General features: G+C 44.3%; 15 protein-coding genes and 1 riboswitch. Of the genes, 4 read left to right on the top strand and 11 right to left on the bottom strand.

The genetic code is table 11. The features are described from left to right. Positions 1-43: 43 nt before the first annotated feature. Complete coding sequence (locus E0Z06_RS09120) at positions 44-1597, bottom strand: PAS domain-containing methyl-accepting chemotaxis protein (protein ID WP_132583944.1); 1554 nt, start codon at positions 1595-1597, stop codon at positions 44-46. 498 nt (positions 1598-2095) lie between these two features. Between E0Z06_RS09120 and modA the strand changes: the two genes are divergently transcribed. The 3 genes from modA to modC are packed head-to-tail and all read left to right on the top strand — an operon-like array spanning position 2096 to position 4672. Beyond that, the gene (gene modA, locus E0Z06_RS09115) at positions 2096-2893 is read left to right on the top strand and encodes a molybdate ABC transporter substrate-binding protein (RefSeq protein ID WP_132583942.1); all 798 of its coding nucleotides are present in this window, start codon (positions 2096-2098) and stop codon (positions 2891-2893) included. A 28-nt stretch (positions 2894-2921) separates the two neighbouring features. Further along, the gene (modB, locus tag E0Z06_RS09110) at positions 2922-3605 is read left to right on the top strand and encodes a molybdate ABC transporter permease subunit (RefSeq protein ID WP_132583940.1); all 684 of its coding nucleotides are present in this window, start codon (positions 2922-2924) and stop codon (positions 3603-3605) included. Continuing rightward, positions 3602-4672: a molybdenum ABC transporter ATP-binding protein gene (gene modC / locus E0Z06_RS09105; RefSeq protein ID WP_132583938.1), complete on the top strand. Its 1071-nt coding sequence runs from the start codon at positions 3602-3604 to the stop codon at positions 4670-4672. The genes modB and modC overlap by 4 nt, the downstream gene beginning before the upstream one ends. Here modC and moaE read toward each other — a convergent pair. From moaE to moaA, 6 genes are all read right to left on the bottom strand, one after another. Further along, positions 4667-5116, bottom strand: a complete 450-nt coding sequence (gene moaE, locus E0Z06_RS09100; RefSeq protein ID WP_132583936.1) for a molybdopterin synthase catalytic subunit MoaE — start codon at positions 5114-5116, stop codon at positions 4667-4669. The two genes, modC and moaE, sit on opposite strands and share 6 nt — an antisense overlap. Before the next feature lies 1 nt (position 5117). Continuing rightward, positions 5118-5369 carry a MoaD/ThiS family protein gene (locus tag E0Z06_RS09095; RefSeq protein WP_132583934.1) on the bottom strand — a complete coding sequence of 84 codons (252 nt, stop codon included), beginning with the start codon at positions 5367-5369 and terminating at the stop codon, positions 5118-5120. Between the two features lie 45 nt (positions 5370-5414). Further along, a complete protein-coding gene (moaC, locus tag E0Z06_RS09090) occupies positions 5415-5900 on the bottom strand; it encodes a cyclic pyranopterin monophosphate synthase MoaC (protein ID WP_132583932.1) in 486 nt (161 codons plus the stop codon). A gap of 1 nt (position 5901) precedes the next feature. Further along, positions 5902-6456, bottom strand: coding sequence for a molybdenum cofactor synthesis domain-containing protein (locus tag E0Z06_RS09085; RefSeq protein ID WP_132583930.1), 555 nt, complete (start codon positions 6454-6456; stop codon positions 5902-5904). Further along, positions 6443-7024, bottom strand: a complete 582-nt coding sequence (locus E0Z06_RS09080; RefSeq protein ID WP_132586769.1) for a molybdenum cofactor guanylyltransferase — start codon at positions 7022-7024, stop codon at positions 6443-6445. Before E0Z06_RS09080 ends, E0Z06_RS09085 begins: the two co-directional genes overlap by 14 nt. Before the next feature lie 10 nt (positions 7025-7034). Then, entirely contained in the window at positions 7035-8006 is a 972-nt protein-coding gene (gene moaA / locus E0Z06_RS09075) for a GTP 3',8-cyclase MoaA (RefSeq protein WP_132583928.1), read from the bottom strand. Next, a riboswitch (molybdenum cofactor riboswitch) is annotated at positions 7995-8142 on the bottom strand. (Overlaps the previous gene by 12 nt.) 282 nt (positions 8143-8424) lie before the next feature. Here moaA and E0Z06_RS09070 point away from each other — a divergent pair. Further along, positions 8425-9639 (top strand): MFS transporter, encoded by a 1215-nt coding sequence (locus E0Z06_RS09070; RefSeq protein ID WP_132583926.1) that lies wholly within the window; start codon positions 8425-8427, stop codon positions 9637-9639. On the opposite strand, the gene E0Z06_RS09065 is transcribed toward E0Z06_RS09070, so the two are convergent. The 4 genes from E0Z06_RS09065 to E0Z06_RS09055 form a co-directional block, all read right to left on the bottom strand. Then, positions 9636-10142, bottom strand: coding sequence for a DUF3087 domain-containing protein (locus E0Z06_RS09065; protein WP_132583924.1), 507 nt, complete (start codon positions 10140-10142; stop codon positions 9636-9638). The two genes, E0Z06_RS09070 and E0Z06_RS09065, sit on opposite strands and share 4 nt — an antisense overlap. A gap of 132 nt (positions 10143-10274) precedes the next feature. After that, the gene (locus tag E0Z06_RS15580; RefSeq protein ID WP_165907356.1) at positions 10275-10412 is read right to left on the bottom strand and encodes a hypothetical protein; all 138 of its coding nucleotides are present in this window, start codon (positions 10410-10412) and stop codon (positions 10275-10277) included. Between the two features lie 216 nt (positions 10413-10628). Continuing rightward, the gene (locus tag E0Z06_RS09060) at positions 10629-12023 is read right to left on the bottom strand and encodes a heavy metal sensor histidine kinase (protein ID WP_132583922.1); all 1395 of its coding nucleotides are present in this window, start codon (positions 12021-12023) and stop codon (positions 10629-10631) included. Next, positions 12013-12702, bottom strand: coding sequence for a heavy metal response regulator transcription factor (locus tag E0Z06_RS09055; protein ID WP_132583920.1), 690 nt, complete (start codon positions 12700-12702; stop codon positions 12013-12015). The genes E0Z06_RS09060 and E0Z06_RS09055 overlap by 11 nt, the downstream gene beginning before the upstream one ends. Positions 12703-12819 lie beyond the last annotated feature (117 nt).

Below are 12819 nucleotides of genomic sequence, written 5' to 3'. Positions count from 1 at the left end.
TACACATTCCTTAAATAAAACACGGCAATAGTGCGCATCTCAGTTATTGTTTAAAACGTACAACAAGTTCATGTAGCTCATCGGCGGTAGTTTTAAGCAAGGTGATAGAATCTGTTGTGTGATTTGCTGTCGCGGAGCTGGTACTTGCTAAGTCAGAAATATTAACAACTTGGCGGTTAATATCATCAGCGACATGCGCTTGCTGTTCAACAGCTGCCGCCATCTGCGTCGCCATATGGGCAATTTGTTCAACGGCGTTAGTAATACCACTTAGCATTTTACCGCTTTGCACCACTTGCTCTAAACCGTCATCGGCGGCTTTTGCCCCTAAATTGGCGGTGTCTACCGCATTGTGTGCTTTGCTAGTCAGCGCTTTTACAATAGTGTAGATATCACGGGTAGATTCTTGCGTACGTTTAGCTAAGTTTCGCACTTCGTCTGCAACCACCGCAAAGCCTCGACCTTGCTCGCCAGCTCTGGCGGCTTCTATTGCAGCATTAAGCGCTAATAAGTTTGTTTGGTCGGCAATTTGCTCGATAATTTGCGCAGCTTGAGCAATCAGTGCGGTTTGCTCTGATACTTCAGCTACCGAGGTGGCAATGTTAGCCACGGTGTCTCTAAGCCGGTGAATAGACTGCCGAGTTGTTTCGGCAACTTGGTTGCCTTGCAATGACAACTCGTTAGCAACTTCAGCATGGTTTGCGGTTTCTGATACATGTTTAGCTACTTCGGCAATAGTGGTGGTCATTTCGTTCATTGCGGTGGCAACTTGGAAAGTTTCAGCTTGCTGTCGTTCTATTTCTTCACAGGTTTTTAGCGTTAACTTATGGCCAATGTCGGATTCGCTAGCAACATGCTTAGCCGCGTTTTCAATTCGAGAAATAACCGTGCCTAAATGCGCCTTCTGACTTAAAATAGCCACCGTTAATTTGCCCAGATCACCGCTAGCATCAGTATAGGTTTTAGTAGCTAAATCGTCGGTAAAACTGGTCGTTAATAGTTTAGTAAGGCTGAATAAGTTGGTTTTACTACGATAAGTGCTAATAAGAATATAAAGGCCAATAAAACTAGCAAAGGCGACCTCAGCTAAGGTGCGATAATCGTTGATAAACAGTGCTGCTGACACCACAACGGCTAAACCAAGTAATAGCTGCGGCGCGGTAATTTGAATTATTGCTGACGTTTTTTTACCTGCATTTATATTGGCATATAAGGCTTCGGCACGCGCCACATCTTCGCGGGTTGGGCAGGAACGCACAGATTCATAACCCACTACCTTGCCCCGTTCAGTTACAGGAGTAACGTAGGCATCTACCCAGTAGTAATCGCCATTTTTACGCCGGTTTTTTACCATCCCCATCCAAGGTTTACCGGCCTTAATGTACGACCACATTACGGCAAAGGCTTGTGCTGGCATCTCTGGATGGCGAATAATATTGTGTGGTTGACCAATAAGTTCTTGCTTAGTAAAGCCGCTTACCTCAACAAAATCGTCATTACACTCAAGTAGAGTGCCGTTTAAGTCAGTTACGGATATTAATTTACTATTAGCTGAGAAAGTTTTTTCATTGTTAGTTATAGGTAAATTTTTTCTCATTGGATAACCTTTTTTGATAGTAAGAGTCGCAATTTAGGTTGGGTCTATATATAAGTACTTGTTTGCTTACTTTTCGATCTCTTTAACTAAATATAAATTTAAACCGCAGGCAATTATATCGCCTTTTCTCGATATACATCATTGCTTTACAAGCATAGTGCTAACTTTTACTATTGCTAAGTTAAAATAGAAAAATAAATGAAATAGTAAATATCGTAGTTGCGCACTATCTAATACAGGCGGCAGTATATACCCATTATTACCTACTTAGGGGTAATTATTTGTATACTTTAGTCGTTAATGTATTAACTAAACATAACTATTTAAACTTTATTACATTGCATTCATCTTGGTTGCTATTTAATAAAAGCCTGATCGTTTCGAGGTAGAAAATGAGTGCTAATGAAAGTAGTTAACTACTTACTTTGTCTAGTTGTGGCAGGCGGGTTTTACTCGTAATATACTTTGGTATATTTAGGGTGGAAAATGGAGAACCGAATGCGTTCATTTCAACAACTTGTTAAGTGCTTAACGTTAACCAGTGTATTAGTCGTATTTAGTAACACTATTGCGGCGGCTGAACCGCTGCGCATTGCGGTAGCGGCTAATTTTAATGGTAGCTTACAGCAACTTACGGCTATGTATCAGCAACAGCATAACCAAGCGTTTTTAATTAGTGCGGGTTCATCGGGGGCGCTATATGCGCAAATTCAGCAAGCAGCGCCGTTTCATCTGTTTTTTTCTGCTGATGCACAAAGGCCAACCCAACTTGTTGCCGAGCAGCTTGCACTTGCCGACTCACAATTTACTTATGCGGTAGGGGTACCAGTATTATGGTCAACCGACAAACAGCTGATAGATGAGCAGGCTTCGGTATTAAAAACTGCGAGCTTTAAACACCTTAGTATTGCCGAACCTCGTAATGCACCTTATGGTGCGGCTGCTCAACAAATTATGCAGAATTTGGGCGTGTGGCAAAAATTAAATGAAGAAAAGAAGTTGGTACGTGCGCAGTCTATAGGTCAGGCCTACAGCCAAGTTGCCTCTGGTGCGGCACCTTTAGGCTTTGTCGCGTTAGCGCAAATAATTAATGCCGACGGTTCAATTACCGGCTCGTACTGGCAAGCACCGACAACAATGTATGAACCAATAGTGCAACAAGCGGTGATTTTAAAACACGCTGAGCAAGACCCTCAAGTATTAATCGCTGCACGCAAGTTTATGCACTGGTTACAAACGCCTGATGCCATTGCTGTGATACAAGCCGCTGGTTATTATGTAGAAAACACCCGTTAGCCATACCGTCACTATTTTGGATTAATGCATGCTATCTGCTGATGATATCACCGCACTTTGGGTAACCTTTAAACTGGCCGTCGTTAGTACGGCCATTTTGTTGTTGCTGTGCACGCCCTTAGCATGGTGGTTAGCACATACTCGTTGGCGCGGACGTACGGTAATAGAGGCATTAGTAATGTTGCCTTTGGTGCTACCACCTACGGTGTTGGGGTTTTATTTGCTGCTATTACTTGGCCCCAAAGGTTGGGTTGGCGCAAGCCTAGAAGCTATGGGGTTTAATCATCTTGCCTTTACCTTTACTGGCTTGGTTATTGGTTCGATGATTTATTCGCTACCCTTTGTGGTACAGCCATTAACGTCGGCATTTCAGGCTGCCGGTGGCCGTATGCTTGAGGTGGCGGCTACTTTGCGCTCATCACCTGTCGATCGTTTTTTTAGTGTGGTGTTGCCGTTATCGCGCCGTGGTTTTTTAACCGCTACCGTATTGTCGTTTGCCCATACTTTAGGTGAATTTGGTGTCATTATTATGGTTGGCGGTAATATTCCTGGTAGTACTCAGGTGGCGTCTATTGCCATTTATAATCACGTTGAAGCCATGGATTACGCCTCGGCCCATACGTTATCGGCAATATTAGTCACCTTGTCTTTTAGTTTGCTATTGGCGGTTTATGCGCTAAACAGAAAATTTAAAGTTGTGGCTATTACATGAGTATTACTGCCAGTATCAATTTACAGCGCGGTAGTTTTCAACTTGAGGTTAAGCTTGAGTTACCCGCTAAAGGTATTACCGCGTTGTTTGGCCGCTCTGGCTCAGGTAAAACCACAATTTTGCGCTGTATTGCCGGCTTAGAGCGTGTTAATAGCATGAGCTTGTCGGTAAACGGTGACGTTTGGCAAGATGAGCAACTATTTTTACCCGTGCACCAACGTGCATTAGGTTATGTATTTCAAGAGGCGAGTTTATTTCCGCATCTTAACGTAGAGCGCAACCTGATGTTTGGCTATAACCGCGTAGCTAAAGCACAGCGGCAGATTTGTTTTACTGAAACTGTGGAATTATTAGGTTTAAGCAGCTTATTAAAACGTTACCCTGAGCAGTTGTCGGGCGGCCAGCGCCAGCGTGTGGCTATTGCACGAGCGTTACTGACTAGCCCGCGGCTATTGCTAATGGATGAGCCTATGGCGTCATTAGATCAAAGCAGTAAAGCCGAAATTTTGCCTTATATTGAGCGCTTGCATGCCAGCTTAGGCATACCCATTATTTACGTTAGTCATGCTATTGATGAGGTGTCTAGGCTTGCTGACTATATGGTGTTGTTAGAGCAGGGGCGGGTGCTAGCACAAGGCCCACTGCAAGAGTTACTTACTCGTACCGATTTACCGCTTGCCCATAGCGCTAATGCCGCGGCAGTGATTAAAGCTAGGGTACAGGCGCATAGCGATGACTATATTAGCGAATTACAGCTTGCCGATGGCCAGTGCTTGGCTATTTCGCAGCAAAATATTGCTTTAGGTACTGAGGTGCGGGCCAGAGTGCTGGCGCGTGATGTGGCTATAGCGCTTGTGCCACCGCAGCAGTTTAGTGTTAATAATTGCTTAGCAGTAACCTTGCTTGAGATAAGTGATGACCCAAACCCTGGCCATGTGTTGTTAAAACTAGCCTTGAGCGATCAAGTATTACTGTCACGTATTAGTCGTCGCTCATTACAGCGGCTGGCGTTACAGCCCGGTCAGCTGCTTTATGCGTTAGTTAAGGCCGTGAGCCTAGATTTATAACCAGCGTTTAATCGCCGCCTGATCTGTAGTTTTAGCCTCTACCCAATAATCGCCAGCAGCGGTATGCTCTTTTTTCCACAATGGCGCCTGATTTTTTAGGTAATCCATAATAAATTGTGCGGCAGCAAAGGCGGCATCTCGGTGGGCACTAGCAATACCAACAAAGACAATTTGCTCATTGGGCGTTAGTCGGCCAACACGGTGAATAATTCTTACCGCACCTAGTTGCCAGCGGCTTAATGCTTGTTGGCCAATATCATGTAATGCCCGTTCGGTCATACCCGGGTAGTGTTCTAATGTCATTGCTAGCAACTGCGTATCTGCGAGCTCACGTACTAAGCCACTAAAGGTGACAACGGCACCACATTGTGGGTTTTGGCTTAACGCTGCATATTCATCCGCGACGGAAAAGTTAGCCTGTTGCACTGTTACTGACACTGACATATTAACCTCCGGTTACCGGTGGGAAAAACGCGAGCTCATCGCCCGATCGCACTTGTGTGGTTAGCGGTACCAGCTGTTGGTTAAGTGCACAGAGCAAATCGCTGCGGCCAAGTTCTTGCTGCCAGTTGCTACCTAGGCTTTGCAGTTGGCTAACAACGGCGGCAACATCAAGCTTGGTATCAGCGCAACTTAGCAGGTATTGTTCGCAGTCTAAGCGCTCACGCAGTGCGGCAAAAAACAGAATTTTAATCATTTTATTACCCTTTTTCTGTTAGCAAATAATAATTATGCGCATAGCTTACTTATCGGCTGCTAGTAAATAATGCCCCGACTTACCGCCGGTTTTTTCCAGTAACTGAATATCGCTAATACACATCGCTTTATCTACGGCTTTGCACATATCGTAAATGGTCAGTGCCGCCACAGATACCGCCGTTAGCGCTTCCATTTCTACCCCAGTTTGCCCGCTTACTACGCAACAGCTTTCTATTTGTATTTGGCCCAGCTCAGGCTGCAGCTTAAAGTCTATGCTTACTTTACTTAGCATTAGGCTGTGGCATAACGGAATAAGCTCACTGGTTTTTTTTGCTGCCATAATGCCGGCAATACGGGCAGTAGCAAGCACATCACCTTTTTTAATTAACGCCTGTGAAATTAAATTAATCACTTGCGGTGTGGTTTGCACCTTACCGCTAGCGCGGGCTTCGCGTTTGGTTTCGGTTTTGTTGCTAATATCGACCATTGCCGCTGCGCCAGTGTGATCTAAATGGGTAAGTTCAGACATATTACGCTTTCCTGTTATCGATTGGGCAAGCTTTGCTTGGGCTGTTTTTAACGTGCGCAACAAAATTACAGGGCCCAGTAGTGCTGTCTAATTGTGGTAAAATAAGCTGTTGCATGGCAAGGCGACAAGCGTTGCCTGAACCTGGCATAGCAAATACTAAGGTGCCATTAGCCATACCCGCTAGCGCGCCTGATTGCAGCGCGGCTGAGCCAATGTTGGCCAAGGAAATACTGCGAAACAACTCACCAAAGCCCGGCACGCAGGTATCTAATAACGGCGTTAGTGCTTCTATGGTGCAGTTACCTGCGGCATAACCTGTGCCGCCATTGATTAATATTACTTGAATATCACTACTGGCTATCCACTGGCTAAGCACGGCCCGTAATTGGTGTTTCTGGTTAACCTGTACTGCGCGGCTAATTAGCTGGTGGCCAGCGCCTTGCAATAGCTCAGTTAATAAGTCGCCACTGCTGTCATTTTGGCTAGTGCGGCTATCTGATACCGTAAGTACGGCGATATTAAGCGAATAAAACTGGCTTAAATTAGGCTTGGCCATCTTGCACTCCTAGCGTTAACTGCTGCATACAGTGTTGCCACTGTGCTGGCGTATTGGTATTAATTAGTTGGGTGTTCTCGGCACTCAGTTGGCTTGCACTAAGCCCGTGCAGTAATGCTTTTATTGAACGTTGTCCGGTATGCAGTTGGCTAATAATACGCTGTTTTAACGCGGCATTATTGGGTAGCACACAAGGTAACGGATGCTCAGCAAAGTAACTGGCCGCGCTGCTTGCGGTAAGTAGTTGTTGCAGGCTAGCAACACTAATTAGCGGTATGTCTATCGGCACTATTAATAGTTTAGGCTCGGTGCAATGTGCCAGTACCGATAAAATACCGCCAAGTGGGCCTTGCTCTGGTGTTATATCAGCAATAAACCCCGGTTGATTACGGCTAATGATAATTTGGCTTGCACCAGCTTGGCTAACCCGTTGCTGCATATGTTCAAGCAGGCTTTGGCCGTTAATTTGTAACAGGGCTTTATCTTGGCCCATACGTGATGAACGACCGCCAGCTAAAATCACGGCGGTAAAGGCCGGCACCTTAAGCGATAAAGAAGGTGTTTGCATTACTGCCACACTAACCTCCTATTTGCGCCAAATGTCGAGTGCCGCCGCTAAAGTCTTGATGCAAGTAATGTGTTGCCTCCTTACCTAGTACTGCTTGTTGCAAAAACTGCATTAGCGGTAGCACGTCATCGTTTTGCAGCAGTTGGCGTAAGTCTTGTTGCTGCTCGGTAAACAGGCACAAATATAAACCGGCTTGGCTAGAGACTCTTAGTCTATTGCAGTCGGCACAAAAATCGTTGCTATAAGGCATAATAAGGCCAATACGGCCCTGGTAGTCACCATGGTAATATTCTAAAGCGGGGCCATCGGTGCTGCTTTTTGCTTTAAGTTGCCAGCCTGTTGCCAGCAGTTTTTGCTGAATACTTTCGCCACTTAAATGTTGGTTTTTATAATACTGGGTATTGTCGTTGGTGCGCATTAGCTCGATAAAACGTAGGCTAATATCTTGCGATTTAATAAAGTCTAAAAAGTCGGGTAGGGCTAACGCATTATGTTGGCGCAGTAGCACGGTATTAATTTTAACCTGTTTAATGCCAACCGCGCGGGCTTTGGCAACACCGGCTAAAATTTCGGCTAATTTATCTTGCCCAGTAACTAGGTGAAAAGTATCCGCATCTAAGCTATCAATACTAACGTTTACCGCATCTAAACCGGCATCAAACCAGGCTTGTGCATCGCGCGCTAACCGATAGCCATTGGTGGTTATGGCCACTTTTTCAATGCCCGGTACACTTTTACAGGTAGCAATAATCTCGGTTAAGTCTTTTCGCAGTGCGGGTTCACCACCGGTAATACGCACTTTTTTTGTGCCTAAACGGGCAAAGGCCGTTACTAAGCGGCGTATTTCAACAAGATTAAGTTCACCACTGCGTGACTCGCAATCGGTGCCATTAGGTAAGCAGTAGCTACAGCGAAAGTTGCAACTTTCAGTTATAGATAGCCGTAAATAAGTAAAACGGCGCGAGAATGCGTCAATTAACATAGCACACCTTTCCAATAGGGGAGGTGTAGCCGTTTCCAGCTAAACCCGGTGGCATTATTGCCACGGCGTACCGTTCATCCCCAATATGCTAGCGCATAGCAGGCTTAGAACCGGCAGCTCGGCGTTATTGTGTAAGCTTAAGTGTTTTTTTTACCTTTTGTTATTGCCCTAAAGAGGCGCAAAACTACCCACTAAGTAATAGTTTGTTTCGATTTAATAGAAGGGTAAATGCTAGTCTATTTTAACGATATTGCCCAGTGAACAACGATTAATCGACCGTGCTTAGCAGTTCCTTATTCCATTACTTGCTGAAATAACCGACGTAACCCGCCAAATAGCGCAAATAGCTGAGTGCGATTAGTAACAAGGCGTGCATTTTTGTATCATAGCTAGGCCATTCTTTTTCTATGTTGCATTTATGAGCCAAGTGAACACCGCACATCCAGCAGCTGCCCCTGAAAACCGCGTTTCTTATGGCATTTTAACCACAATTAGTGCCAGCCACGCCATTAATGACATGATGCAGTCAGTTATGCTGGCGCTTTATCCGGTGTTATCGGGTAATTTTAATCTTAGTTTTATGCAAATAGGCTTAATTACTCTGGTGTACCAAACGATGGCGTCCTTGTTACAGCCATTTATTGGTCGTTTTACCGATAAAAAACCGATGCCATTTTCTTTACCTATAGGCATGAGTTTTACGTTGTTTGGCTTAATTATTCTGGCCTATGCAGCAAGCTATGGCATGGTGTTGTTGGCTGCAGCGTTAATAGGTATAGGTTCTTCGGTGTTTCATCCTGAATCGTCGCGTATTGCTAGAATGGCATCGGCTGGAAAACACGGTTTAGCGCAATCTATCTTCCAGGTAGGGGGCAATGTTGGCACCGCAATAGGCCCTATTTTTGCAGCCGTATTAATTTTACCTAATGGCCAAAAAAGTGTCGCTTGGGTGGCATTATTAGCGCTACTTGGTATGACCTTATTATTAAGGGTGAGTTACTGGTATTCGGCAAATTTAAAAACAGTTAAAGGCCGAGCCAGCTTAGCTAAGTATGATAACGGCCTTAGCAAGACGCAAGTACGAACCGCATTAACCTTGTTACTGATGTTACTGTTTTCTAAGTTTGTTTATTTGGCGGGCTTACACAGTTACTTTACGTTTTATCTAATTGACCGCTTTGACGTGAGTATTCAAACCTCGCAATACTGCTTGTTTTTATTTTTAGTTGGTGTTGCCATAGGCACTATTGCCGGCGGACCGGTGGGCGACTACATAGGACGCAAACGTATTATTTTAGGCTCTATTTTAGGTTCAGCGCCGTTTGCTTTAATGCTGCCTTTTGTTAGCTTTTCTACCACGCTGGTATTAGTGTTTTTAGTCGGCATGATTTTAGCTTCAGCATTCCCAGCGATGATTGTGTACGGCCAAGAATTAATGCCAGGTAAAATTGGTACTGTATCTGGGCTGTTTTTTGGTATCGCCTTTGGCATTGCTGGCATAGGTGCAGCTGCTATAGGTGCATTAGCTGACTTTTATAGCATTGGCATGGTGTACAAGGTGTGTGCGGTATTACCGCTATTAGGCATAGTAGGTTTTTGGTTGCCTGAACTAAAACCAGCAAAGAAACGTTAAAACTGGTTTAAAATTAAATCGTTATAATCATCGGTATTTAACGTCAGATTATACTTGGTGATTAAGCTATCAAGCTCTAATTGGGCAACGGATAACTCTTCCATCACTATGCTATTGTCGTCTAAGTGCCACAATAAGCGCGACCCAGCATAACTGTATTGCAGCGCCAAAAGGGCGTCGGCATTACCGGCTTGCGCGGCTGCTTTCAGCTTAGGCATTTTGCGGGTTATTTTATTTAGCGCCTGCTTTAAGTCCCACACATATACCACTTCGGTCATATAAGCATGCGTGCGATATTTGTTCAATAGCCAACCTATAGTTAGCGTGGTAACAACTACACCTAATAAATTCCAATGGAAATGGCTGCCGCTTGCGTCAGGAAATAGCGCAATAAGTATTTGCGCTATGGCTAAACTACCGATGGCCAACGCCGCGATACTGCCGACAATAACGCGGTTTAAATGCCGCCGATAACGGGCTTTATCAATTTTGATCAGTTGCATAATAAGTTATACACGCCTAATAGCGATTATGAGATGCGATGTAGGTGCATTGTAACTGAAGAGCTCCGCGATCTAAAAACTTAAAACCCAGCAAGCAAGCTGAGTTCTAAGTTTTAATTTAACTAAACCCGATTAAGCTAAGTCACGCACCTTAGGCTCACGCTGCCAGAGCCGCGATTTTGCATTGTTGATAAAGGCATCAATATCGGCCAAAGGTGTAACAAAACTGTCTTTTTCTATCGGTAATTTGCGACCGGTTATGCCCAACATGTATTGGCTTTAAATTGGCAAAATATCGTTGCGCAAGGCGATCCTGAATTTTATTTATGCGGTCCCAAAGGATTGATGGATGACACCATAAGGTTACTGAGAGATAAAGGGGTGCCTGAATCTGATATCGCTTTTGATGTCTTTAGCTAATTAAATAAGCCCTGCGTAATTAACATTACGCAGGGCTTTATCAGGGTTTGTCGGGGTTTTATATCGTTAAGTCATGCGTAGTGTAATAACAAAACGTGTAAGATTTTTATCTGAGGTGACGCTGATATCACCGTCATGTGCTTCGATAATCGCTTTAGTAATAGCCAGCCCCAAACCTGCACCATCACTGTGGCGTTGTCTTGATAGATCGGCGCGATAAAAACGTTCAAATAAATAAGGTAAATGCTCGGCGGATATTGCTGGGCCAGGGTTTTCGACACTGATACAAAGCGTGTTAGTAGCTTGCTGGAAGCTGTTGACCACAATGCTATGGCCTGAAGCTGTGTGTCGTATCGCATTTGATAGCAAATTAGTTAAAGCATGCCTTAGCAAAGTGCGATCGGCATTAATGACGCTGGGCTGACCGCTAAACACGAGTTTGACTCCGGCCTCGTCTGCTAACGCTTCAAAAAACTCGAATATGGCCGCGACTTCATCGGCAATATTTAAAGGCTGTTTATTCGGGGTAATTAAACCATTTTTACTTTTGGCCAGCCACAGCATATCGCTCACCATTTTACTCAGTCGCTCTTGCTCTTCTAAATTAGAAAATAACACGTTTTGGTATTCTGCAGCTGTTCGAGGCCGAGATAAACTGACTTGGGTTTGGGTGATTATATTGGTTAAAGGGGTGCGAATTTCGTGAGCAATGTCAGCACTAAAGTGCGATAACTTAGTAAAACCATCTTCTAAGCGGTTTAGCATGTGGTTGAATGACTGCACCATATGCGTTAATTCTGAGGGCACTTCGTTGGCGTTTAATCTAATGTCGAGTTTGCTGGTTTGAATATCGCGCATATTGTCACTTAATCCTCTAAGTGGCGCTAAACCTTGATGCACCGCAATCCAAGCTGCTAATAACGTAAGGAGGCAGGAACCGAGTAAAATTATCCAAAGACTTTGACCGAGTTGCTGCAAAAAGTGGATGTGAAAGTCCATATCAATGGCTGCAATTAACCGGTAGTTATCGTTTGCAGTGGCTATGTTCAGAGCAATACCGCGATAGGCTTTATCTTGATATTGCCAGTGTTGAATATTTTCTATTTTAAATTTATTTGTGGTGACATCGGTATTTGTTAGTTGGCGTAAATCAAAATTAGCATTGTTATACATAATTTGCTGCTGGGAATTGGTTATCTGGTAATAGACGCCATGATGTCCGGCAACAGCTTGCGATAACGATTGAGCTAAAATCTGCGGTTCTTTAGGCTCGTTAAGGAACACTTGCTGCACAGAGTGAACAATAACGCCAAGTTCATCGGCATCTTGTTCGATAAAATGATGCTCTATAGAGCTGATAAGCAGCTGCCTAACAACCAGCAAACAAACCGCAATAGTGACCACGACAGACAGTACCACTCTTAGGGTCAAGGACAGTGGTCGTTTAGTGTTATGCTTCATCCGCTTGCTCGTTTTCAAGTTTATAGCCCATGCCGCGCACGGTGTGGATTAATTTTGGCATAAAATCATCATCTACTTTAGCCCGTAATCTTCTTATCGCGACATCAATAACATTGGTGTCACTATCAAAATTCATATCCCATACCTGTGAGGCGATTAACGATCTGGGTAAAACTTCACCGCTGCGTCGCATTAATAACTCTAATAAAGAGAACTCTTTATGACTTAAGGCAATTTTGACTCCGCTGCGCATGACTCGTCTTTTGGCGACATCTAATTGTAAATCGGCCACCTGAAGTAGATCTGGCGTAGTTATGGTTTGGCCGCGGCGTATTAGGCTGCGTACTCGCGCCAATACTTCAGAGAAAGCAAAAGGTTTAATTAAGTAATCATCCGCGCCTAACTCTAAGCCTTTCACTCTGTCATCAACGCTATCACGGGCGGATAAAAATAATACCGGCGTCAGGTTATTGCGCTCGCGAATGGATTGCACTATCCGCCAGCCATTAACATCAGGCAGCATCACATCCAGCACTATCAGATCAAATACTTCAGTCATTGCCAGGTGATGACCGTCTAAGCCATTTCTGACTAAGGAAACTTGAAAACCCGCTTCAGTGAGGCCTTGTTTTAAATAATCACCCGTTTTGATTTCGTCTTCAACAATCAGTAATCGCATAGCCTTTCCTGTTAAATAGGGGTAACTGATAGCTTGCAATAAACAGGCTGTCAGCTAGATGACAACAAGGTTACAACTTTGTCATGTCAGAGTCATGTTGCTGACAGTTATAAATAG

This window comes from Rheinheimera sp. D18 (assembly GCF_004345025.1).
Lineage (GTDB): Bacteria > Pseudomonadota > Gammaproteobacteria > Enterobacterales > Alteromonadaceae > Alishewanella > Alishewanella metallidurans.
This window is presented reverse-complemented; position numbering and strand designations above follow the sequence as displayed.

Excerpts from the sequence above, each read along its gene's own strand:
- E0Z06_RS09120 (WP_132583944.1), bottom strand. The coding sequence starts at position 1,597 with ATGAGAAAAAATTTACCTATAACTAACAATGAAAAAACTTTCTCAGCT.
- modA (WP_132583942.1), top strand. The coding sequence starts at position 2,096 with ATGCGTTCATTTCAACAACTTGTTAAGTGCTTAACGTTAACCAGTGTA.
- modB (WP_132583940.1), top strand. The coding sequence starts at position 2,922 with ATGCTATCTGCTGATGATATCACCGCACTTTGGGTAACCTTTAAACTG.
- modC (WP_132583938.1), top strand. The coding sequence starts at position 3,602 with ATGAGTATTACTGCCAGTATCAATTTACAGCGCGGTAGTTTTCAACTT.
- moaE (WP_132583936.1), bottom strand. The coding sequence starts at position 5,116 with ATGTCAGTGTCAGTAACAGTGCAACAGGCTAACTTTTCCGTCGCGGAT.
- E0Z06_RS09095 (WP_132583934.1), bottom strand. The coding sequence starts at position 5,369 with ATGATTAAAATTCTGTTTTTTGCCGCACTGCGTGAGCGCTTAGACTGC.
- moaC (WP_132583932.1), bottom strand. The coding sequence starts at position 5,900 with ATGTCTGAACTTACCCATTTAGATCACACTGGCGCAGCGGCAATGGTC.
- E0Z06_RS09085 (WP_132583930.1), bottom strand. The coding sequence starts at position 6,456 with ATGGCCAAGCCTAATTTAAGCCAGTTTTATTCGCTTAATATCGCCGTA.
- E0Z06_RS09080 (WP_132586769.1), bottom strand. The coding sequence starts at position 7,024 with ATGCAAACACCTTCTTTATCGCTTAAGGTGCCGGCCTTTACCGCCGTG.
- moaA (WP_132583928.1), bottom strand. The coding sequence starts at position 8,006 with ATGTTAATTGACGCATTCTCGCGCCGTTTTACTTATTTACGGCTATCT.
- E0Z06_RS09070 (WP_132583926.1), top strand. The coding sequence starts at position 8,425 with ATGAGCCAAGTGAACACCGCACATCCAGCAGCTGCCCCTGAAAACCGC.
- E0Z06_RS09065 (WP_132583924.1), bottom strand. The coding sequence starts at position 10,142 with ATGCAACTGATCAAAATTGATAAAGCCCGTTATCGGCGGCATTTAAAC.
- E0Z06_RS15580 (WP_165907356.1), bottom strand. The coding sequence starts at position 10,412 with ATGTTGGGCATAACCGGTCGCAAATTACCGATAGAAAAAGACAGTTTT.
- E0Z06_RS09060 (WP_132583922.1), bottom strand. The coding sequence starts at position 12,023 with ATGAAGCATAACACTAAACGACCACTGTCCTTGACCCTAAGAGTGGTA.
- E0Z06_RS09055 (WP_132583920.1), bottom strand. The coding sequence starts at position 12,702 with ATGCGATTACTGATTGTTGAAGACGAAATCAAAACGGGTGATTATTTA.